Raw genomic sequence first — 21,721 nt, 5'->3', positions numbered from 1 at the left:
CGCTCCCGGCACTGTATTCAGATACGTTCTAGATCTCGTTTGAGGCGAGAGTTGTTGGTGGACAGCGCTTATGCGGCGGCTGGGACTTCAGATCGTGAAACACGCGTCGCCGGTTCAGCGTCAGGCTGCGCCGGGTAACAAGGTCAGCGTGCGCCGGGCGTTGGATGGGACCGGTTCGCGGAAGCGCTGCGGGTGGTCCGGATCGGCCGGTGGCACGAACCAGGGGTGGCGGTCGTGCCCGATGAACACTTTCCATCCACTCTGGTGGATCAGCATGTGGTGGCGTCGGCAGAGCAGAACACCGTTGTCGAGGCAGGTCTCGCCGCCGTGCTCCCAGTGGTCGACGTGGTGGCCGTCGCACCAGGACGGCGGCGCACCGCAGCCGGGGAACGCACATCCGCGGTCGCGGAGCACGAGCGCTTTGCGGATGGCGGGCGTGAACAGGCGCTTCTCGCGGCCGACGTTGAGCGGGACACCGTTGTCGTCGAGCAGCGCGATCGCGACCGACGCCTCGCACATCGCGTCCGCGCGGCGACGCTTGGCGGAGCGCTTGTCGTGCGAGCCGTCCGGCTCCGGAACGGGACGCGTCAACGGATCCAGGGCCGCGAACAACTCCTCTGCCGCAACCGTGTCCAGGTCGATGGTGACCGCGACGCGGCCATCGTCGGTCCGATCCATCGTCATTTCGTTCAGATCGTCACGCTCGGCCACCGGCACCTGTCCGTCCGCGGGCTCGGCCGGTGCGAGTTTGATCGCCCACGCGCGGGCCTTCTCCTTCACCCGCGCCGGGGTGGTCTGCACCATCAGCGAGTGCACGACTCGGGCACTCTCCTCCTCGGAGAGATCCACGACGCGGCCGTCCACGTGGCCGATGCCGGTCACGACGGCGTCGCCCTTCTCCGCCGACACCGCACCGTCACGAATCCCGCTGGTCACCGGCCGGAGGCCCTCATCCGCGATCGCCCAACCTATGCGGACCGCGCGGTGCGCCACCGCCGGTGCTGCACCGAGTTCGGTCACGATCGCCGCCGCGGACCGCACATGCTTGCGGGCAGGCAGGCCGCTCCGCTCGATCGCCGCACACGCGGCGGAGAGGGAGTAGTCGACCACGTTGCGCAGCCGCAGCAGCGCCGCGCTCACGGCGAGGAGTTCGCGGTCGGCGTCCACCGCGCGAACACGCGCGAGGAAGCGTGCGAGATTGTCGACGGCGTCGTCGTTGACGTCGTCGGCCAGGAAATCGGCGAGTTCAGTCAGGCCTGCTGCGTCCACGAGGGGCACCTCCGGTGGGAGAAGAGCTACAGCGGCGAACCGGTCGAGCTGTCCGACGGTCGGCCAGACAGCCACTCGATTCGGTAGACGAGCAGAGGTATCCGCATCGTCTAACTCCAAGCTACGCCTCATACTCAGTTAGCACAACAGTTCGAGATAACTTTTTCGAAAAACTTTCTCAGGGCTGCTACCTGAGGAAATGGCGCGTCAGGCTGGAGCTTCTTCGAGCGGCAGGTGCCGAATCACCTTCGCGGGGCTCCCGACGGCCACCACGTGGTCGGGAAGGTCGCGGACCACCACGCTGCCCGCGCCGACCACGGTGTTGCGGCCGATGGCGACCCCGGCACCGACGGTGACGTTCGACCCGAGCCAGCAGTTGTCGCCGATGACGATCGGGGCGGTCCGTTCGGCGCCCGCGCGACGCAGTCCGTGATCGTCGATCGGGTGCAATGCGGTGGCCAGGACCGCGCCCGGGCCGATCCGGACGTCGTCGCCGAGGGTGATCGGGCCGTCGTCCATCAGGAACGCGTCGGCGTTGACATAGACGTTGCGGCCCACGGTGATGTTGAAGCCGTAGGAGCAGCGGAACCGCGGGACCACCTCCACCGAAGCGCCGCACGAGCCGAACAGACTGTGCAGCAAAGCCTCGCGCTCGGCGAGCGCCTCGGCGGGGAGGGCGGTGAACTCGTCCAGCAGTCGGCCGGCGGCCACCCGCAGCGCACGGAGCTCGGCGGTGTCGAAGTACCAGTCGCCGCTGAGGAGTCCCTCGGTGCCGGGCGGCGGCTGCGGGGTCATCGGCGGGTCAGGAGGCGGGGAGTTCGTGGACCTCGATGACGAAGCCGGCGCGGCGGAGGCGCTCGATCAGGGCATCGCCCATGGCGGCGGCCGGAGTGAGGGCGCCGAAGCGGCGGGGGAGGGCGTCGCGGTCCAGGGCCAGCGCCAGGGCGCTCTCGCCGAGCATCACGGCGGTGGCCTTGTATCCGGGGTCGCCGTGGGCCCGCATCTGCGAGCGGAAACGGCGGCCGGAGCTGGTGGTGGTGTAGGTCTGCGTCACGAAATGCCCTGCCTCGCGCGACTTCTCGCTCGGGCCCTCGCCCGGCTTGGGTAGCACCCGGTCGAGCAGGCTGCGGGTGGGACGGAAGCTCATCGCGGCCAGGCCGAGACCGGTGCCCACCGAGACCGCGCCGGCCAGCAGCGTCGACAGCACCGGAACGCCGCCGACGGACATCGTCTCCTGGTAGCGGAAGTCGGGGCCGTAGCCGTCGAGCAGCGCGCTCGACCGGCGCACCACGCGCGTGTTGTACGACGCCATGAAGAACGGCGCCAGCGTGCCGGACAGCGACGGGTCCACCTTCTTGGCATCCACCGGGGAGATGTCGCTGGGCTCGTCGCTCGGTCCGGCGTGCTCCACGTCGCCCGGTCCACCGGACAGCGCGCGCGGGTTCAGCAGCAGTCGCCGCATCTCCGGATCCTTGGCCTGCTCGGCGATCACCCGCATCGAGTCGACGGTGCCGCCGGACGCGCCGCCGCGCATCGACGCCAGCACCAGCGTGGTCTCGCCGAGCGTGCCCGCCTGCTCCTCGGTCGCCTTGCGGTGCAACAGATATGCGCCCAGATCGGAGGGGATGGAGTCGAAGCCGCACGAGTTCACGATGCGCGCGCCGGTGCCCTGCGCGATGTCGTCGGCCTTGTCGATGGTGAACCGGGTGAACGGCACCTCGCCGGTGAGGTCGACGTAGTCGGTGCCGGCGCTGGCCGCGGCGATCACCAGGTTCTCGCCGTACCGCAGGTACGGGCCGACGGTGGTGCAGACCACCTGGGTGCGCGCGCACATGGCGTCGAGCGCGGCGGGGGAGTCGGCGTCGGCCACCACCAGCGGCCACGACGCGGCGCGCTCGCCGAGGCGCCGTCGGACCGCCGCGAGCTTGGTCTCGCTGCGCCCGCCGAGGGCGATCTTGGTGCCCTCGGGGGCGTGGTCGGCCAGGTAGCGAGCGGTCAGCTCACCGACGAAACCCGTGGCACCGTAAACGACGACGTCGAATTCGCGACTCATGCGCTCGACTGTATGGCATCCGCAGCGCTAGGCGGGGTTCACCGCACAGCCCAGCGAGAAGGCACCCCACGGCTTGGGCGTCACCCGCGCGTAGAACTGGTCGAGCTCGTCGATCTCGAAGCCCGCGGCGCGCAGATCCTCCGGGATCGTTCGGGTGAGTCCGCAGCCGCCGGCCACGGCGCGTTCGATCGGATCGAGCAGACGCTGGAAGCGCTGCACGCCGCGGTCGGGAGCCAGTCCGTGTTCGAGGAACGCGAGGCGGGCGCCGGGCTTGAGCACGCGCCGCAACTCAGCGAGCGCGGCGGCCGCGTCGGGGATGGTGCACAGGGTGAACGTCGACAGCGCGCCGTCGAAAGTGTTGTCCGGGAAGGGAAGTCGTTGCCCGTCGAGGCCACCGCGGGTGATCGGGATCGGGCTCCGCGCCACCCGTTCCTGCGCCCGTTCCCACCCCAGGTCGGCGGGTTCGACGGCGGTCACCGCGGTCACCGCGGGCGGATACAGTCCCACGTTCAGGCCGGAACCGAAGCCCACCTCGATGATCGCGCCGGACAGCGGGGCGGCCGCGCGCCGTCGCAGCTTGTCCAGTCCGGGCATGCTGCAGGCGCTCTCCACCAGGCGCCGCAGGATCTTGTCGTCGTAGAAGCCCACCCGCCCACCGTACGTCCGCGAACTCGCGGCGCGGGCCGACCACTAGTGTTTCGAGCATGAATCCGTCCACCCTGCAGGCCCGCGTGATCGTCGACGAACTGATTCGCGGCGGGGTACGTGAAGCGGTGCTCTGCCCGGGCTCGCGGAACGCGCCGCTGGCCTTCGCGCTGCACGCCGCCGACCGCGCGGGACGGCTGCGCCTGCACGTGCGGATCGACGAGCGGTCCGCCGGCTACCTGGCGCTCGGTCTCGCGGTGGCCTCGCGCACGCCCGTCCCCATCGTGATGACCTCCGGCACCGCGGTGGCCAACATGAGCCCGGCGGTCTTCGAAGCCAACTACGCGCGCGTGCCGCTGGTGGTGATCAGTGCCAACCGCCCCTACGAACTGCTCGGCTCCGGTGCCAACCAGACCATCGAGCAGTTCGGCATCTTCGGCACCCAGGTCCGCGCCGCCATCAGCCTCGGCCTGGCCGAGGAGGACCTGGACACCAACTCGCAGTGGCGCTCGGCGGTGGGCCGCGTGCTGGCCGCCGCGCGCGGGGCCCGCACCGGCAACGCGGGTCCGGTCCAGTTCGACATCCCGCTGCGCGAACCGCTGGTGCCCGGGGCCGACGACACCCCCGACGCCGACCTCGACCACGTGCACGACGGCAGGTTCGCCGGACGCCCGGACGGTCTCGCCTGGACACAGGCCGCGGTGGGCCACCTGGACGTGCCCATCGAGATCGACCTGTCGGCGCCCACCGTCGTGGTGTCCGGGCACGGCGCCGGGGAGCACCCGGAACTGGCCGGCATCCCGACGGTCGCCGAACCCACCGCGCCGCTGCCGGCGACACCGCTGCACCCGCTGGCGCTCGGCGCGCTGGCGCCCACGCAGGCGATCATCTGCGGTCGGCCGACGCTGCACCGCTCGGTGGCCCGCCTGCTGGCCGACCCGCGGGTCCGTGTTTACGCCCTCACCACCGGCCCCCGTTGGCCGGACGTGTCCGGCAACGTCTACGCCACCGGCACCCGCGCGGTCGGTGTCGGCGCGCCCGCCGCGGACTGGCTCGCGGAGGCCGCCGCGGCCGACGCCGCGGTGCGCGCCGCCGTCGCCGCCGAACTCGCCGACGGCCCGGACACCACCGGACTGCACGTGGCACGCACGGTGGCGGCGGCGATGACCGCCGGCGATCAACTGGTGGTGGGACCGTCGAACCCGATCCGCGACATCGCCCTGGCCGGGACCCTGGTCCCGGGCGTGCGGGTGCTGTCGAACCGGGGCGTCGCCGGCATCGACGGCATCAATTCCACCGCCATCGGCGCGGCGCTGGCCGCGGACCGGGACACCTCGACCGGCCAGACCGTCGCTCTCCTCGGCGACCTCACCTTCATCCACGACGCCACCGGCCTGCTCATCGGACCGCAGGAGCCGCGGCCGCGCGCCCTGCGCATCGTGGTGGCCAACGACGACGGCGGCGGCATCTTCGGGCTCCTGGAACAGGGGGATCGACGATTCACCGACGCCGCCTACGACGGCGCCTACGAACGCATCTTCGGCACCCCGCACCGCACCGACCTGGCCGCGCTGTGCGCCGGGTTCCACGTGCCGCTGCGCCGCGTGACGCTCGAGGACCTGCCCGCCGCGCTGGCCGCGCCGGTGCCCGACGGCGGCATCGAGGTCCTCGAAGTGGCCACCGTCCGCGAACCGCTGCGGGCCCTGCACGAGCGCATCGCCGCGCGGCTGCGCTGAGCCGCACCGGTTATCCTGACCTCTTATGAACCCGGTGATTCAGCGGCGCGTGCAGCTCGGCTTCCTTGCGGTCGGCGTCCTCGCGACCCTGATCGGCGCCGTGATCATCCTGGGGGCCTACCGCAACGACGCCAAGATCGACTCCAATCGAGCGACCGCCGTGGCCGAGGTGATCTCCGCCGACCGCCTGCACGCGGCGGTGAACTTCGTGACGCCCGACGGTGTGCTGCGCAACCCGAAGTTCGGCCTGCTGTACCCGACCGAACTGGAGGCCGGGCAGCGCATCCTCGTCGACTACGACGCCACCGACCCGGACAACCTCGCCCGACCGGCCGGGCGCAACGCCCAGCTGGCGGTGATCCCGGGGGTGTCGATCATCGTGGCGGGCTGGGTGGTCGCGATCGCCGCGATGCTGATCGTCGCCGAAGTGAGTCGCCGGATGCGGCGGCGCACGGAGGTCGAGGCGGACGCGGTCGAGGGTGATGCGGCCGAGGGTGATGCGGCCGCGAGCGCGGCGCCCGAGGATCGGAGCCCGGAGGACAAGGCCGCGGAAGGCGAACCCCTAGACTCGAGCGCATGACTCCGCCCGCTGATTCCGGTTCCCGCGCCAGCCTGGACAAGGAGCCGTCCGAAGTCGCTGAGATGTTCGACGGTGTCGCCAAGCGCTATGACGTGACCAACACGGTGCTGTCGTTCGCGCAGGACCGCCGCTGGCGCACCGCCACCCGCAAGGCCCTGGCCCTGCGTCCGCGCGACGTGGTGCTGGACCTGGCCGCGGGCACCGCGGTCTCCACCGACGAGCTGGCCACCTCCGGCGCCACCGTGATCGCGGCCGACTTCTCCCGCGGCATGCTCCGGGCCGGTGCCAAGCGCAACGTGCCGAAGGTCGCCGCCGACGCGCTGCACCTGCCGTTCGCCGACGACAGCTTCGACGCCGCCACCATCTCGTTCGGCCTGCGCAACGTGAACGACGTGCCGCTGGCGCTGCGCGAACTGCGCCGCGTGCTCAAGCCGGGCGGCCGCCTCGCGATCTGCGAGTTCTCCACCCCGACGCTCGCGCCGTTCCGCACCGTCTACATGGAGTACCTGATGAAGGCGCTGCCCGCGGTGGCCTCGCGCGTCTCCAGCAACCCGGACGCCTACGTCTACCTCGCCGAATCGATCCGCGCGTGGCCCGATCAGGCCGGGCTGGCCGCGCAGATCCGCGAGGCCGGGTTCGACGACGTGGCCTGGCAGAACCTCACCGGCGGCATCGCGGCCATCCACACCGGCCGCGCCTGACCGGCAGACCCCGCAGGCCGGCAGCACCTCCCCGATCAGGTGAAGGGCGGCCGGTCCTCGAACCGGCTGAACGCCGCCCCGGACCCGCGCCAGGCGCGCGCGATCAGGTCGGTGTCCTCGGGCGTCAGCAGATTGCCCATCACCCGGACCACCGTGCTCATCAGCGCGGCCGACCGGATTCCCGGCCGGCCCAGCACCGGCACGGTCTTGGGCATGGTGAGCAGACCGGCGGCACGACGGGCCGCGGCGAACGCCGTCCCGTACTCGGCCCGCAGCAGCGCCGGCCACGCCTGCGTGTGATCGCGGCTGTCGGCCAGCAGTTCGACGGCCATCCGGCCGGTCTCCAGTGCGTAGTCGATGCCCTCGCCGTTGAGCGGATTCACGCAGGCCGCGGCGTCGCCGATCAGCATCCAGTTGCGTCCGGCCACCCCGGACACCGCACCGCCCATCGGCAGCAGCGCCGACGCGATGCGTTCGGGCCCGGAGGTGAAGCGCCAGTCGTCGCCGACCATGCGGACGTAGTGCTCCAGCACCGGTCGCAGTTGCACGGCCGCCGGTCGTTTCGCGGTGGCCAGGGCGCCGACGCCCACGTTCACCGTGCCGTCGCCCAGCGGGAACACCCAGCCGTAGCCGGGCAGCAGCCCGCCGTCGGGGTCGCGCAGTTCCAGGTGCGAGCCCATCCACTCGTCGTCGGCACGCTCGGAGGCCACATAGCTGCGGCCGGCCACGCCGTAGGCGGTGTCCCGGTGCCACTGCCGACCGAGCACCTTCCCGAGCGTGGACCGCACGCCGTCGGCGACGATCACCTGGTTCACCCGCACCGCGGTGCGCTCGGCGCCGTGGGCGACGATCACCGACGCGATGCGGTCGCCGTCGCGCTCGGTGTCGACGGCCTTGCCGGTGGCCATGCGGGCCCCGCGGTCGACCGCGAAGCGGCGGACGTCGTCGTCAAACTCGGTACGGGCCACGGCGCTGCCGAACGGACCGAACCGCGACGCCGGCCACGGCACCCGCTGCTGAGCACCCCAGCCGTTCAGTTCCAGGCCGCGGATCCGCGGCCGACCGGCGAGGTAGTCGGTCATGCCCAGGTTCTCCAGGGCCCGTACCGCGCGCGGGGTGAGGCCGTCGCCGCACGTCTTGTCGCGCGGGAAGGTCGCGGCGTCGAGCAGCAGTACGTCGGCCCCGCCCGCGGCGGCATGAGCGGCCGCGGCGGCACCCGCCGGACCTGCGCCGACGACGAGAATGTCGGCGGATGTCGCGATTGCGGCGGCGTCGTCGGTTGCACTGGTCACCCGTCGATTATGTCGCCGACCGATTCCGGTTAGGCTTCTGGTGTCGTCCGAGCGCGCCAACGCCGCGCTGACGGCAGCCGGACGCCGGTGGGCGGACGGCGCAGACGAGGGGACCCGACACGTGAAGTCGACATTCGCCGGACTCGACCTTGGCACGGGGGAATTCGCCGAGGGAGTAGCGCAGGCGCTGGTCCGCGTGGAGGACCTGCTGCTCGCCGAACTGTCGTCCGGCGACGAGATCCTCACCGAGGCGGCCACGCACCTGGCGAAGGCCGGGGGCAAGCGGTTCCGTCCGATGTTCGCCGTGCTCGCCTCGCACTTCGGCCCCGAGCCCGAGGGCCACGACGTCATCACCGCCGCCACCGTGGTGGAGATGATCCACCTGGCCACGCTGTACCACGACGATGTGATGGACGACGCCCCGCTGCGCCGCGGTGCGATGAGCGCCAACGCGCGGTGGAACAACTCGATCGCGATCCTGGCCGGCGACTTCCTGTTCGCCCGCGCCTCCCGCCTGGTGTCGACGCTGGGCCCGAACTCGGTGCGCATCATCGCCGAGACCTTCGCCGAACTGGTCACCGGCCAGATGCGCGAGACCGTCGGCGCCCGCGGCGGTGACCCGGTGGAGCACTACCTCAAGGTGGTGTGGGAGAAGACCGGCTCGCTGATCGCCGCCTCCGGCCGCTTCGGCGCGATGACCTCCGGGGCCGACGCCGACCGCGTCGAGGCGCTCTCGCGCATCGGCGACATCGTCGGTGTGGCCTTCCAGGTCTCCGACGACATCATCGACATCGCCTCGGTGACCGACGACAGCGGCAAGACCCCGGGCACCGACCTGCGCGAAGGCGTGCACACCCTGCCCGTGCTGTACGCGCTCGACGGCGACGGGGCCGACTCGGTGCGCCTGCGCGAACTGCTCATCGACGCGACCACCGGCGAGGCCCGCCCGCTGACCGACGACGCCGAGGTCGACGAGGCGCTGGCGCTGCTGGTGGCCTCCGAGGGCATGGACCGCGCCCGCCGCCGCCTCGCGCAGATGGCCGACGACGCCCACGCCGAACTCGCGCAGCTGCCCGCGGGCCCGGCGCGCGATGCCTTCACGTCGCTGGTGAACTACACCGTCGACCGCGTCGGCTGAGGTGTAGCCGAGGTCGCCGCGCCGTGCCACGTGGTGGCGAACACTCCTGCTTGCGGGAACTTTTCGTCGTCGCACGTGCGTTGACCGAGTAGTCACAGATTTCGTCCCGAGGGGTCACATGCACTCGTTCAACGGTCTTAAGACCGCCGCCCTGATGGGCTTGATGTCGGCGATCATCGTCGGCATCGGCGCGGCCTTCCAGAACACCACTATCCTCATCATCTCGGTGTTCCTCGCGATCGCGACCAACGCGTACGCCTACTTCAACAGCGCCAAGCTGTCGCTGAAGGCCATGCACGCGCAGCCGGTCACCGAGGTGCAGGCGCCGCAGCTGTACGCGATGGTGCGCGAGCTCGCGACCCGCGCCAACCAGCCGATGCCCGCGCTGTACATCAGCCCCACCGAGTCCCCGAACGCCTTCGCCACCGGCCGCAACCCGAAGAACGCCGCGGTGTGCTGCACTACCGGCATCATGGAGCTGCTCGACGAACGCGAACTGCGCGCGGTGATCGGCCACGAACTCAGCCACGTCTACAACCGCGACATCCTGATCAGCTCGGTGGCCGGCGCGATGGCCGCGGTGATCAGCGGTCTGGCCAACTTCGCGATGTTCGCGGGCATGTTCGGCGGCAACCGCGAGGGCGGCGTGAACCCGCTCGCGATGATGCTGATCGCCATCCTCGGCCCGATCTCGGCCATGCTGATTCAGATGTCGGTGTCCCGCTCCCGCGAGTACCAGGCGGACGCCTCCGGCGCCGAACTCAGCGGCGACCCGCTGGGCCTGGCGTCGGCCCTGAACAAGATCTCCGGCGGTATCGCGATGGCGCCGCTGCCGCCCACGCCCGAGCTGACCACGCAGTCGCACATGATGATCGAGAGCCCGTTCCGCGCCGGCGAGAAGATGAGCAAGCTCTTCTCCACGCACCCGCCGACCGAGGACCGCATCGCCCGCCTGCACGAGATGGCGCGCGAGGGCGGTCAGACCTTCTGATCCGAGGTCTCCAAGACCTCGATCTGCGCGGCCTGCAACGGCCGGTGGCACTGGTCGCAGTCCAGCCGGGGGACCAGCGGATGATCGCCGTGCTGCCAACTGATCGCCGGTCCCTCAGGTAGCGCGAACCAGCGTTCGGCCCAGCTCAGCGTGGTCGCGACGATCGGGAAGAAGGCTCGCCCCTTCTCGGTCAGGTGGTATTCGCGACGTCCCTGCTCGGTGACGTCGACCCGCAGCAGCCCGTACTCCACGAGGATGCGCAGACGCTCGGACAGGATGTTCGACGGGATGCCCAGCAGCGACTCGAACTCCGAATAGCGCCGGATCCCCTGGAAGACCGCGCCGATCACCACCGCCGACCAGCGGTTGCCGAACACCGCCATGGTCTCCGGGAACTCACCGGCCGTGCGCGAGGCCCGGGTGCGACGCCGCGTCGCGGTGTCCGGGATCGACCGGTCCCAGCCCCCGGTCGGTCCCCAGGCGGCCGTGACGTCGCGGCGACCGGCGGCCACCCCGCACGTGGCGCAGACCAGTTCGGGGTGGAACGACTGCCCGCACTCGGCGTGCCGGCGGTCCGGGAGTTCACCGGCCGGATGGTCGGCCCAGCGGTCCTCCCAGTCCCAGATCGCGAGCAGGATCGGCCAGGTGCCGCGCCCCTGCGGGGTCAGCAGGTACTCGGCGCGAATCGGATTCTGCTGGTAGACGCGGCGGATGAACAGCCCCTCGTCGGCCAGCAGGGCGAGGCGGGCCGCCAGGCTGGCCGCCGAGATCGGTAGTTCCTCCTGGAAGCGACCGAATCGCGTCGCACCCGAGTGGGCCGCGCGCAGCAACTGCAGGCACCACTCGTCGCCCAGGACGCCCAGTCCTCGGGCGATGGCGTTGGGACTGCTTTCCGGTGGTGGCACCGAGACGACCCCCCTGGTCAGCGGATGACTTCTTGCACGGTCAGCGTAGCGCCAGCCCGCCGGTATCCCGCCTTGGGATTAATTGACAGAGTGACTTCACTAGCTATAGTGACATACATCATCACCGCGGATGCCACAGGATCAGAAGGAGCGCCACCGACGATGACTTCCCCCACCACGACGTCGATTTGGATGATGGGCGGCTACCAGACCGACTTCGCCCGGAACTGGAATCGCGAGGGCTTCGACTTCGCCGACCTCACCACCGAAGCGGTCACCGAGACCTGCGCCGCCGCGGGCATCGGCCCCGAGGCGATCGAGGTGATCCACGTCGGCAACGCCTTCGGTCAGCTGTTCACCGGACAGGGCCACCTGGGCGCCATGCCGGCGACGGTCATCCCGGAACTGTGGGGCGTCCCGGCCACCCGCCACGAAGCCGCCTGCGCCTCCGGCGGCACCGCGCTGCTCGCGGCGATGGCCGACCTGAAGGCCGGCCTGTACGACGTCGCGCTGGTCCTCGGCGTGGAACTGGAGAAGACCGTGCCCGGCGACCAGGCCGCGCAGTACCTCGGTGCGGCGGCGTGGGCCGGCCACGAGGGCGAGCAGGCCAAGTTCATGTGGCCGTACATGTTCGCCGAGATGGCCGAGGAGTACGACCGCCGCTACGGCCTGGATTTCGCGCACCTGCGCCGCATCGGTGAGCTCAACTTCGCGAACGCCCGCTCCAACCCGAAGGCGCAGACCCGCGGCTGGACCGACCTGGACTTCTCCGACGACGACGCTCGTAATCCTCTGGTCGAGGGTCGCCTGCGTCGCCTGGACTGCAGCCAGATCACCGACGGCGCCGCCGGCGTGATCCTGGTGAGCGATCGTTACCGGCAGGCCCACCCGCAGGCGCAGCCGTGGTCGCAGGTCACCGGCTGGGGTCACACCACCGCGGGCCTGTCGTTGGAGAGCAAGCTCGGCCGCCGCGACGACTCCCCGTACGTGCTGCCGCACCTGCGCAAGGCGATCACCGACGCCCTCGGCCGCGCCCGCGTCGACATCGACGACCTGGACGGCTTGGAGATCCACGACTGCTTCTCGATGAGCGAATACCTCACCATCGACCACCTCGGCCTCACCGAGCCGGGCCGCTCGTTCGAGGCGATCGACAACGGCGACATCGAGATGGGCGGCCGCCTGCCCATCAATCCCAGCGGCGGCCTGCTCGGCGGCGGCCATCCGGTGGGCGCCAGCGGTATCCGCATGCTGCTCGACGCCTCCGCGCAGGTCTCCGACCGTGCCGGCGACCAGCAGATCGAAGGCGCGGACACCTTCGGCACGGTCAACTTCGGCGGCAGCACCGCCACCTGCGTGACCTTCGTGGCCACCAGCGCCGCGAACTGACCTGTCGCCGCACGACCTCCCGACTTCACACGAACAGTAAGGACAAGACCATGGTGACCAGTGTGGACCTGGTGGAACGGATGATCACCACCATCCCCGCCGACGACGACCACCCCTACCGCTCGGGTGCGTGGCGCCCGCAGCAGGCCGAATGGAACGCCGACGACCTGACCGTCGTCGAGGGCCAGATCCCCGCCGACCTCGACGGCGTGTACCTGCGCAACACCGAGAATCCGCTGCACATGCCGATCCACCAGTACCACCCGTTCGACGGTGACGGCATGGTGCACATGGTCGGCTTCCGCGACGGTAAGGCGTTCTACCGCAACCGCTTCGTCCGCACCGACGGCCTGGCCGCCGAGCAGGAAGCCGGACGTTCGCTGTGGGCCGGTATCGCCGAGTCGCCGTCGATCTCCGACCGCACCGACGGCGTCGGTGCGCGCGGATTCCTCAAGGACTCCTCGAGCACCGACGTGACGGTGTTCCGCGGCGAGGCGCTGACCAGCTTCTACCAGTGCGGCGACCTGTACCGCCTGGACCCGCTGACCGGTGACGCCCTCGGCCGCGCCGACTTCAACGGCGCTTTCCCCACCGCGCTCGGCGTCTCCGCGCACCCGAAGAACGACGACCGCACCGGCGAGCTGCTCTTCTTCAACTACGGCAAGGACGCGCCGTACATGCACTACGGCGTCGTCGACGCGAACAACGAGCTGGCGCACTACGTGCCGATCGAGCTGCCCGGCGCCCGCCTGCCGCACGACATGGCGTTCACCGAGAACTACGCGATCTTCAACGACTTCCCGCTGTTCTGGGACGCGGAACTGCTCAAGGCCGGCCACCACGTGCCCAAGCTGCACGACCTGCCGTCGCGCTTCGGCATCCTGCCGCGCCGCGGTGACCCGTCGCAGATCCGCTGGTTCGAGGCCGACCCCACCTACGTCCTGCACTTCACCAACGCCTTCGAAGACGGCGACGAAGTGGTCCTCGACGGCTTCTTCCAGCACGACCCCGACCCCAGCGCCGAGGAGTCCGCGCACCTGCCCAAGGCGCTGCGCCCGTTCCGCTTCCTCGCGCTCAACCGGATGAAGACCCGCCTGCACCGCTGGCGCTTCAACATGGTGACCGGCGCGGTCCGCGAGGAATCGCTCACCGACACCATCAGCGAGTTCGGCATGATGAACAACGACTACCTGACCACCGACTACCGGTACGCCTACGCGGCCACCGGCAAGCCGGACTGGTTCCTGTTCGACGGCCTGGTCCGCCACGACCTGCACACCGGCGCCGAGGAGCACTACTCCTTCGGCGACGGCGTCTTCGCCAGCGAGACCAGCGTCGCGCCCAAGGTCGGCTCCGCCGCCGAGGACGAGGCCTACCTGGTCACCATCACCACCGACCTGAACGACGACGCCTCGTACGCCGTGGTCATGGACGCCGCCCGCCTCGCCGACGGTCCGGTCTGCCGCGTCCGCCTGCCCGAGCGCGTGTCGTCGGGCACCCACTCCACCTGGGCCCCCGGCTCGGAGCTGCGCCGCTGGCGCACCGCGGAGAACGCCGGCGACGCGGTGGAGGTCGGCTGATGCGCGACATTCTGAACGAACTGTCCCTGCCGGTGATGGCCGCGCCGATGTTCCTGGTGTCCGGCCCGGAGATGGTCATCGCCGCGGGCCGCGCCGGGATCCTCGGCGCCTTCCCGACGCAGAACTGCCGCACCGTCGAGGACCTCGAGCAGTGGCTGATCGCCATCACCGAGGGCCTCGCCACCGCGGACGGCCGCACCCTCCCGTGGGCGGTGAACCTGGTGACGCACCGCACCAACGCGCGCCTCGCCGAGGACCTCGCGCTGGTCGCGAAGTACCAGCCGCCCGTGGTGGTCACCGCGCTCGGCTCGCCCAAGCCGGTGATGGAGGCCGTGCACGCCTACGGCGGCGCGGTGATCGCCGACGTCGCCGACCTGAAGATGGCCCGCAAGGCCGCCGAAGCCGGTGTCGACGGGCTGGCCTGCATCTCGGCCGGTGCGGGCGGCCACACCGGCATGCTGAGCCCGTTCGCGTTCACCGCGGCGGTCCGCGAGTTCTTCGACGGTCTGCTCATCATCGGCGGCGGCATCTCCGACGGCTACGGCGTCGCCGGAGCGGTCGCCGCGGGCGCCGACCTGGTCTACATGGGGACGTCGTTCCTGGCCTCGGAGGAGAGCCTGGCCGTGGCCGACTACAAGCGCATGGTGGTCGACTCCGACATCGAGGACCTCATCGTCAGCGCCGGCATCACCGGCACCCCGGCGTCGTGGCTGCGCCCGAGCCTCATCGCGCACGGCATCGACCCGGACACGCTGAACAGCGTTCAGCCCGACCGTAATTACCAGGCCGGCGGCGACGCGGTGCGTCGCTGGAAGGACCTGTGGGCCGCCGGACAAGGCGTCGGCTCCGTCACCGCAATCGCACCCGTCGGCGACATCGTCGACCAACTGGCCGAGCAATACCAGCAGGCCGCCACCCGACTCACCCCGTACCGCTCCCTGGAAGGAAGCGCACATGCTTGATTTCGCCGCCGGCCTCTACTCGCCGGAGAAGATCGAACGGTTCCGCGCCATGGGCGCCTGGACCGACGAGACCGCCGACCAGCTCTTCCGCGACCGCGTCGCCGAGACCCCGGACAAGATCGCGCTCGTCGATCCGGCCAACAACCAATACCTCGTCGGCCTCCCGGCCCGTCGCCTCACCTGGGCGCAGGTCGACGACGAGGTCACCGCGCTGGCGGCCCGCCTGCTCGAGGCAGGCGTGGCCACCGGCGACGTGATCGGCGTCCAGATGCCCAACGGCGTGGAACTGGTGGAGCTGTACCTGGCGGCCTGGCGCATCGGCGCCGTCGTCTCGCCGCTGGCCATGCAGTACCGCGAGCACGAACTGGTCGGCATGGGCACCGCCGCCGGCTTCAGCGCGCTCGTCACCGTGCCCGAGTTCGCGGGCCGCCCGACGGCCGCCGAGACCGCCGCGTTCGCCGATCGCCTGCCCACCCTGCGCACCATCGCCACGCTGACCTCGGCACCGGTGGGCGAACCGGTCGACGGCGTGCTCGCCCTGGTGTCGGCCGAAGCCACCGACGCCGACCGCGCCGCGGTCGCCGCGCACGGCTACGCCGCCGATCCCAACCACCCGATGACCATCTGCTGGACGTCGGGCACCGAGAGCGCACCCAAGGGTGTGCCGCGCGCGCACTACGACTGGCTGTCGTTCACCTGGGCCGGCGTTGACGCACCGCGCCTGACCGGCGACGACGTGCTGCTCAACCCGTTCCCGATGATCAACATGGCGGCCTTCGTCGGCAAGCTCCTGCCGTGGCTGCGCACCGGCGCCCGCCTGGTGCAGCACCACCCGTTCGACGCCCCGACCTTCTTCGGCCAGATCGCCACCGAACGCGTCACCTACACGGTCGCGCCGCCCGCGCTGCTGCTGATGCTGCTGCGCAACGAGGCCCTCCGCGGCCAGATCGACCTGTCCAGCCTCACCCGCGTCGGCTCCGGCTCGGCCCCGCTGCAGCCGGTCACCGTCCGCGGCTGGCAGGAGGACATGGGCATCTCGGTGATCAACTTCTTCGGCTCCAACGAAGGCATCGGTCTGCTGTCGAGCCCGGAGGACTTCCCGGACCCGGTCAATCGCGCCATGTACTTCCCGCGCTACGGCACCCCCGGCGTCGAGTGGGCGTCCCGGGTGAGCACCTGGATCTCCCTCAAGCTGATCGACGAGGAGACCGGCGAGGTCATCACCGAGCCGGGCCGCCCGGGCGAGCTGTACATCGACGGACCGATGGTCTTCGCCGGGTACCTCAACGGCGAGACGCTGGCCAACCCGTTCGACGACGAGGGCTACCTGCGCACCGGGGAGATCTTCCAGATCGCCGGCGACAAGGACCAGTACCTGCACTACGTCGACCGGGCCAAGGACCTGATCGTGCGCGGCGGCATGAACATCGCCCCCGCCGAGATCGAGGGCATGCTGGGCGATCACCCCGCGGTGGTCGAGGCCGCCGTGATCGGCCGCCCCTGCGAGGTGATGGGGGAGCGGGTGCACGTGGTGCTCGCGCTGGCCCCGGACGCCGAGGTGACGCTGGAGGAGATCACCGACTTCCTCCGCGATCGCCACATCGCGTCGTACAAGCTTCCCGAGAGCATGGAGGTGCTGCCCGAGCTGCCCCGCAACCCGGTCGGCAAGCTCCTCAAGCGCGACCTGCGCACCGCCCTGGCCGACATGGCCTGACCCGGGCGCCGTCGTCCCCCACGACGCCCCCCGCTCCCGCGAGAGCTTCCCGCTCCCGCGAGAGGACTCCGTTCCCGCGGGCCGCTATCAGGCCCGCGGGAACGCAGTCGTCTCTCGGGAACGGGGAGTTCGGACTAGCGGTAGTTCACGAACTGCAGCGCGATGCCGAAGTCCTCGCCCTTGAGGAGCGAGATGACGGCCTGCAGGTCGTCGCGCTTCTTCGACGAGACACGCAGCTCGTCGCCCTGGATCTGCGCCTTGACGCCCTTGGGGCCCTCGTCGCGGATCTTCTTGGAGATCTTCTTGGCGTGCTCGGAATCGATGCCCTGCACGATCTCGCCGGTGATCTTGAAGACCTTGCCGGAGCCGACCGGGTCGCCGGCCTCGAAGGCCTTCAGCGAGATGTCGCGCCGGATCAACTTCTCCCGGAACACCTCGAGGCCGGCCAGGGCGCGCTCCTCGGCGTCGGAGGAGATCACGATCTTCTCCTCGCCCGACCAGTCGATGCCGGTGTTGGTGCCGCGGAAGTCGTAGCGCTGCGACAACTCCTTGGCGGCCATGTTGAGGGCGTTGTCGACCTCCTGGCGGTCGACCTTGCTCACCACGTCAAATGAAGAATCAGCCATGGCACCAGGGTAGGGCATGGGGGTCGGGAGCGGGACGCTGACCTGCCGGTTTGCGTAGACCACCCGATCCCGTTGTATTCTAATTCCCGTTGCCTTCACGGTGACACGGCAGATTGCCCGAGCGGCCAATGGGAGCGGATTGTAAATCCGTCGCGAAAGCTACGTAGGTTCGAATCCTACATCTGCCACTACGAGAATATGAACACGGAATTAGGTTCTGACCAGCGGTTTTGGTCTTCCGAAGGCGGTGTGTGTAATCTCGTGAAGGCTTCTGCGCCACTCCGGGAAACCGGAGCGGAGCGGAAAACGCCCCCTTAGCTCAGTCGGCAGAGCGTTTCCATGGTAAGGAAAAGGTCGACGGTTCGATTCCGTCAGGGGGCTCGCTTGGTGAGGACGACCCGCACGGGTGGTTCGATCTGACAGGGCGGTGTAGCTCAGCTGGTTAGAGCGCACGACTCATAATCGTGAGGTCGGGGGATCGAGTCCCCCCACCGCTACACAACTCGGCCGCTCACCGCGAGCCCGCCCGCGGCGGGAACGCCAGGCGCCGAAGACGATACGTAAGACGCGAAAGAAGGCTAAGGACATGGCTTCCTCAACTGACGTGCGGCCGAAGATCACCTTGGCCTGCGAGGTGTGCAAGCACCGCAACTACATCACCAAGAAGAACCGGCGCAACGACCCCGATCGCCTGGAGCTCAAGAAGTTCTGCCCCAACTGCGGAACCCACCAGGCTCACAAGGAATCGCGCTAAGCGGTCGAAAAAGCTTCAAACGAGCGGGCCACCTCACAGTGTGAGGTGGCCCGCTCGATTTGGTTGGTCTGCGCGGATCGGCGCAGAATCGGCCGAAGATTCGCCGCCGCGCGCGGAGGGAGAAAACCATGATGATGCAGCAGAACGACAAGCCCGACCTGACCGTCGAGCAGATCGCCGAGCACACGGCGTCGGTCGTCGGCCACCACTACACCGTCGACGACTACTACGAGGTCGGTCGCGAAGAGGTGCGCAAGCACGCCCGCGCCGTGCAGGACGCCCATCCGACGCACTGGAGCGAAGCCGGCGCCGCGGAGTACGGCCACGACGGCCTCGTCGCGCACCCCACCTTCGTCTCGGTGCTCGGCATCACCGCGCAGGCCAAGCTGTTCGACGAAGTGGTCACCGGCTACGACCTGTGGCAGATCATGCAGACCGATCAGCGTCTGGTGTACCACCAGCCGATGAAGGTCGGCGACCAGCTGATCTGCGACGTCTCCCTGGAGTCGTTCCGGCACATCAGCAGCCCCGAAGCCATCGACCTGCTGGTCACCAAGAACATCATCTGGAACCAGCACGACGAGCCGGTGATGACCACCTACACGTCGATCGCGGCCCGGCCCGGCATGAAGGTGCCCGAGGAGCTCGCCGACTCGCTCGACCACGTGATGATGAAGGTCGACGCCGTCGGCGACCCGGGCAAGACGGTGCACCGCGAGGCGCAGCAGAACCAGGCCGACCCGACCGAGCGTCCCGGCGCCTACGCCGCCGTCGACTTCGACACCCTGACCGTCGGCCAGGAACTGCCGCCGAAGACCTTCGAACTCACCCGCGGCAACCTGAGCAACTACGCCGGCGTCGCGGGCGACCCGAACCCCATCCACTTCTCCGACCACGTCATCGCCGCGGCCGACGGGATGGACGGGGTGGTGGCGCACGGCATGCAGACCATGGGCCTGGGCGCCACGTACGTCTCGGAGTTCGTCGGCGACCCGGCGGCCTTCTGCGAGTACAACGTGCGCTTCACCAGCCCGGTCTACGTGCCGGCCGACGCCAGCGCCAAGGTCGACTTCACCGGTAAAGTGAAGTCGCTGGACCCGCAGACGCGGCGCGGCACCATCGCGCTGACCGCCAAGCAGGACGGTCGCAAGATCTTCGGTCGTGCCAACGTCGTCGTGCAGTTCAACTGAATACAGCGCGACGAGAGAGCAGTGTCGGCGCGGACACCCACCGGTTTGGGCTGTCAGGGTCGCGTGCTCTACACTAGGAAAGTCGAAGGTTTACTTCAGACTTGCGCGCTACCCGAAGGGTGGCGCGTTGGTGTTGTAAGGCTCGATCAGAGTCGGTCTCGGCCGACTCAAAGGGGCGTAGCTCAACTGGCAGAGCAGCGGTCTCCAAAACCGCAGGTTGCAGGTTCAAGTCCTGTCGCCCCTGCACCCGACGTCCCGGAACGTCAGCGTTCCGGGACCGTTCCCCGGCCGGGGGATGAGGTAGACGAAGGGATCGGTGGATAGGTGGCCAAGCGCGACCGTAAGGCTCCGAATGATGATTCGGAGCTGACGACCGGCGACGACGCCGACACCGGTATCGACGTCGACGTCATCGAGGCCGACGAGATGCGGCCGCAGGGCAAGCGTCGTGCGCGCGAGCGTCGGACGGCGTCCGGCGACTCGAAGCCGGGCACGGTCGGCGTCGTCGACCCGACCGACGAAGAGGGCGCCAACGCGGCCAGCCGCAATCCGTTCGTGCGGATCTGGGTCTTCCTGCGCCAGGTCGTGACCGAGATGAAGAAGGTCATCTGGCCCACGCGGCGCGAGATGATCGTCTACTCCATCGGCGTGCTGGTCTTCGTGGCGGCAGTGACCGCCGCGATCTTCGGCATGGACATCGGGTTCGCGAAGCTGACGCTGTTGGTCTTCGGCTGACGGAACGGGCCGGTCGTGAGGCCGGCCGACGAGAAGTAACACATCGGGCAATGAAGGAGCGTGGGCGCGAATGAGCACCCCGGAGAACGAGATCGAATCGCCGGAGACCGGCGACGCGGCGGTGGAGGCTACGGCCGAGGCCGCAGAGTCGGCGTCGATCGACGCCGCCGCTCCCGAGGCCCCCGCCGACGAAGCCGTTGCCGATGAGGCCGTCACCGACGAGGCTGTCGCCGACGAGGTCGAAGAGGACCCGATCGAGGCCAAGAAGCGCGAGCTGCGTCGTCAGCCCGGCGACTGGTACGTGATCCACTCCTACGCCGGCTACGAGAACAAGGTGAAGGCCAACCTCGAGACGCGCGTGCAGAACCTCGATGTGGGCGACTACATCTTCGAGGTCGTCGTGCCGTCCGAAGAGGTCACCGAGATCAAGAACGGCCAGCAGAAGAAGGTCAACCGCAAGGTGCTGCCGGGCTACATCCTGGTGCGCATGGAACTCAACGACGCGGCGTGGGGCGCAGTGCGCAACACCCCCGGCGTGACGGGCTTCCTGAGCATGAACAACACCACGCCGACTTCCCTGTCGATCAAGGAAGTGCTGCAGTTCCTGGTGCCGCGCGCCGAGGTCCGCAAGGCTGCTGCCGCCAAGGCCGCCGCCGCCGTGGGCGAGAGCGTGGAAGCCGCTGCTGCCGCCGCGTCGAACCTCGTCGAGGTCGACTTCGAGGTCGGCGAATCGGTCACCGTCATGGACGGCCCGTTCGCGACGCTGCCCGCGTCGATCAGCGAGGTCAACACCGAGCAGCGCAAGGTCAAGGTGCTGGTCTCGATCTTCGGTCGCGAGACCCCGGTCGAGCTCGGCTTCAACCAGGTGGAGAAGCTGTAGCCCCCGGGCCGCCCCACCCATAGAGACTTCCGCGTATCCAGCGTGCGCGGAGAGTGAAGATACAAAGGACAAACTGAGATGCCTCCCAAGAAGAAGAAGATCGCCGGGATCATCAAGCTCCAGATCCAGGCGGGCCAGGCCAACCCGGCGCCGCCCGTGGGTCCCGCGCTTGGTCAGCACGGCGTGAACATCATGGAGTTCTGCAAGGCCTACAACGCGGCGACCGAGTCGCAGCGTGGCAATGTGATTCCGGTCGAGATCTTCGTGTACGAAGACCGCTCGTTCGATTTCAAGCTGAAGACTCCTCCCGCCGCGAAGCTGCTGCTGAAGGCCGCAGGCCTGCAGAAGGGCTCCGGCGAGCCGCATATCAACAAGGTCGGCAAGGTCAGCATGGACCAGGTCAAGGAAATCGCCAAGACCAAGGCCGAGGACCTGAACGCCAACGACATCGACGCCGCCGCGAAGATCATCGCCGGCACCGCGCGCTCGATGGGCATCACCGTCGAAGGCTGATTCAGCCCGGAGACGGTGAGCTCGATCGTTCGAGCTTGTCGAAAACCACCCGTGGGAGGGCCGCGCTC

The 21,721-nt window shown here is 69.4% G+C and carries 21 protein-coding genes and 4 tRNA genes; 18 read left to right on the top strand and 7 right to left on the bottom strand.

Features of this window, described 5'->3' with window-relative positions; genetic code table 11:
• Positions 1–120 precede the first annotated feature (120 nt).
• From ABD989_RS05840 to ABD989_RS05825, 4 genes are all read right to left on the bottom strand, one after another.
• Positions 121–1,269: an HNH endonuclease signature motif containing protein gene (locus ABD989_RS05840; RefSeq protein WP_345312758.1), complete on the bottom strand. Its 1,149-nt coding sequence runs from the start codon at positions 1,267–1,269 to the stop codon at positions 121–123.
• Between the two features lie 207 nt (positions 1,270–1,476).
• Positions 1,477–2,064: a sugar O-acetyltransferase gene (locus tag ABD989_RS05835; protein WP_345312757.1), complete on the bottom strand. Its 588-nt coding sequence runs from the start codon at positions 2,062–2,064 to the stop codon at positions 1,477–1,479.
• A 7-nt stretch (positions 2,065–2,071) separates the two neighbouring features.
• Positions 2,072–3,322, bottom strand: coding sequence for a saccharopine dehydrogenase family protein (locus ABD989_RS05830; RefSeq protein ID WP_345312756.1), 1,251 nt, complete (start codon positions 3,320–3,322; stop codon positions 2,072–2,074).
• A 27-nt stretch (positions 3,323–3,349) separates the two neighbouring features.
• Positions 3,350–3,970, bottom strand: coding sequence for a class I SAM-dependent methyltransferase (locus ABD989_RS05825; protein WP_345312755.1), 621 nt, complete (start codon positions 3,968–3,970; stop codon positions 3,350–3,352).
• 56 nt (positions 3,971–4,026) lie between these two features.
• On the opposite strand from ABD989_RS05825, the gene menD reads away from it, so the two are divergent.
• From menD to ABD989_RS05810, 3 genes are read left to right on the top strand one after another with little or no spacing between them, the layout of a single operon-like run.
• A complete protein-coding gene (gene menD / locus ABD989_RS05820; RefSeq protein ID WP_246992239.1) occupies positions 4,027–5,703 on the top strand; it encodes a 2-succinyl-5-enolpyruvyl-6-hydroxy-3-cyclohexene-1-carboxylic-acid synthase in 1,677 nt (558 codons plus the stop codon).
• Positions 5,704–5,728: 25 nt separating this feature from the next.
• Positions 5,729–6,283 carry a DUF3592 domain-containing protein gene (locus tag ABD989_RS05815; protein ID WP_345312754.1) on the top strand — a complete coding sequence of 185 codons (555 nt, stop codon included), beginning with the start codon at positions 5,729–5,731 and terminating at the stop codon, positions 6,281–6,283.
• The gene (locus ABD989_RS05810) at positions 6,280–6,984 is read left to right on the top strand and encodes a demethylmenaquinone methyltransferase (RefSeq protein ID WP_246992235.1); all 705 of its coding nucleotides are present in this window, start codon (positions 6,280–6,282) and stop codon (positions 6,982–6,984) included. Before ABD989_RS05815 ends, ABD989_RS05810 begins: the two co-directional genes overlap by 4 nt.
• Before the next feature lie 35 nt (positions 6,985–7,019).
• Here the strand turns inward: ABD989_RS05810 and ABD989_RS05805 are convergent, their stop codons facing one another.
• Positions 7,020–8,276 (bottom strand): geranylgeranyl reductase family protein, encoded by a 1,257-nt coding sequence (locus ABD989_RS05805; RefSeq protein ID WP_345312753.1) that lies wholly within the window; start codon positions 8,274–8,276, stop codon positions 7,020–7,022.
• Positions 8,277–8,397: 121 nt separating this feature from the next.
• Here ABD989_RS05805 and ABD989_RS05800 point away from each other — a divergent pair, with 121 nt between their 5' ends.
• Entirely contained in the window at positions 8,398–9,414 is a 1,017-nt protein-coding gene (locus ABD989_RS05800) for a polyprenyl synthetase family protein (protein WP_345312864.1), read from the top strand.
• A gap of 118 nt (positions 9,415–9,532) precedes the next feature.
• Positions 9,533–10,405 carry a zinc metalloprotease HtpX gene (gene htpX, locus ABD989_RS05795; protein WP_246992231.1) on the top strand — a complete coding sequence of 291 codons (873 nt, stop codon included), beginning with the start codon at positions 9,533–9,535 and terminating at the stop codon, positions 10,403–10,405.
• On the opposite strand, the gene ABD989_RS05790 is transcribed toward htpX, so the two are convergent.
• On the bottom strand, positions 10,393–11,310 hold the full coding sequence (locus ABD989_RS05790) for a winged helix-turn-helix transcriptional regulator (RefSeq protein ID WP_246992229.1): 918 nt from the start codon (positions 11,308–11,310) through the stop codon (positions 10,393–10,395). The genes htpX and ABD989_RS05790 overlap by 13 nt on opposite strands.
• A 162-nt stretch (positions 11,311–11,472) precedes the next feature.
• Between ABD989_RS05790 and ABD989_RS05785 the strand changes: the two genes are divergently transcribed.
• From ABD989_RS05785 to ABD989_RS05770, 4 genes are read left to right on the top strand one after another with little or no spacing between them, the layout of a single operon-like run.
• On the top strand, positions 11,473–12,699 hold the full coding sequence (locus tag ABD989_RS05785; protein WP_246992227.1) for an acetyl-CoA acetyltransferase: 1,227 nt from the start codon (positions 11,473–11,475) through the stop codon (positions 12,697–12,699).
• A gap of 50 nt (positions 12,700–12,749) precedes the next feature.
• Complete coding sequence (locus ABD989_RS05780) at positions 12,750–14,279, top strand: carotenoid oxygenase family protein (protein ID WP_246992225.1); 1,530 nt, start codon at positions 12,750–12,752, stop codon at positions 14,277–14,279.
• On the top strand, positions 14,279–15,241 hold the full coding sequence (locus ABD989_RS05775) for an NAD(P)H-dependent flavin oxidoreductase (RefSeq protein ID WP_246992223.1): 963 nt from the start codon (positions 14,279–14,281) through the stop codon (positions 15,239–15,241). The genes ABD989_RS05780 and ABD989_RS05775 overlap by 1 nt, the downstream gene beginning before the upstream one ends.
• On the top strand, positions 15,234–16,955 hold the full coding sequence (locus ABD989_RS05770) for a class I adenylate-forming enzyme family protein (RefSeq protein WP_345312752.1): 1,722 nt from the start codon (positions 15,234–15,236) through the stop codon (positions 16,953–16,955). The genes ABD989_RS05775 and ABD989_RS05770 overlap by 8 nt, the downstream gene beginning before the upstream one ends.
• A 134-nt stretch (positions 16,956–17,089) precedes the next feature.
• Here ABD989_RS05770 and ABD989_RS05765 read toward each other — a convergent pair whose 3' ends face one another.
• Positions 17,090–17,581, bottom strand: a complete 492-nt coding sequence (locus tag ABD989_RS05765) for a YajQ family cyclic di-GMP-binding protein (RefSeq protein WP_246992219.1) — start codon at positions 17,579–17,581, stop codon at positions 17,090–17,092.
• A 107-nt stretch (positions 17,582–17,688) separates the two neighbouring features.
• Between ABD989_RS05765 and ABD989_RS05760 the strand changes: the two genes are divergently transcribed.
• The 9 genes from ABD989_RS05760 (at position 17,689) to rplK (ending at position 21,653) form a co-directional block, all read left to right on the top strand.
• Positions 17,689–17,769 (top strand) — tRNA-Tyr (locus tag ABD989_RS05760).
• 120 nt (positions 17,770–17,889) lie between these two features.
• Positions 17,890–17,962: transfer RNA gene (locus tag ABD989_RS05755), tRNA-Thr, on the top strand.
• A gap of 42 nt (positions 17,963–18,004) precedes the next feature.
• Positions 18,005–18,078: transfer RNA gene (locus ABD989_RS05750), tRNA-Met, on the top strand.
• Between the two features lie 89 nt (positions 18,079–18,167).
• Positions 18,168–18,335 (top strand): 50S ribosomal protein L33, encoded by a 168-nt coding sequence (gene rpmG / locus ABD989_RS05745; RefSeq protein ID WP_246992217.1) that lies wholly within the window; start codon positions 18,168–18,170, stop codon positions 18,333–18,335.
• 128 nt (positions 18,336–18,463) lie between these two features.
• A complete protein-coding gene (locus ABD989_RS05740; protein WP_246992214.1) occupies positions 18,464–19,525 on the top strand; it encodes a fused (3R)-hydroxyacyl-ACP dehydratase subunits HadA/HadB in 1,062 nt (353 codons plus the stop codon).
• A gap of 171 nt (positions 19,526–19,696) precedes the next feature.
• A tRNA-Trp gene (locus ABD989_RS05735) sits at positions 19,697–19,769 on the top strand.
• An 80-nt stretch (positions 19,770–19,849) separates the two neighbouring features.
• The gene (gene secE, locus ABD989_RS05730; RefSeq protein ID WP_246992212.1) at positions 19,850–20,260 is read left to right on the top strand and encodes a preprotein translocase subunit SecE; all 411 of its coding nucleotides are present in this window, start codon (positions 19,850–19,852) and stop codon (positions 20,258–20,260) included.
• A 70-nt stretch (positions 20,261–20,330) separates the two neighbouring features.
• Positions 20,331–21,140, top strand: coding sequence for a transcription termination/antitermination protein NusG (gene nusG, locus ABD989_RS05725; RefSeq protein ID WP_246992210.1), 810 nt, complete (start codon positions 20,331–20,333; stop codon positions 21,138–21,140).
• Between the two features lie 78 nt (positions 21,141–21,218).
• Positions 21,219–21,653: a 50S ribosomal protein L11 gene (gene rplK / locus ABD989_RS05720; RefSeq protein WP_246992208.1), complete on the top strand. Its 435-nt coding sequence runs from the start codon at positions 21,219–21,221 to the stop codon at positions 21,651–21,653.
• Positions 21,654–21,721 lie beyond the last annotated feature (68 nt).

It is taken from the genome of Gordonia alkaliphila (genome assembly GCF_039542465.1).
In the GTDB taxonomy this organism is placed as follows: domain Bacteria; phylum Actinomycetota; class Actinomycetes; order Mycobacteriales; family Mycobacteriaceae; genus Gordonia; species Gordonia alkaliphila.
The sequence above is the reverse complement of the archived record's forward strand: the minus strand, read 5'-3'. Positions and strand labels throughout refer to the sequence as shown.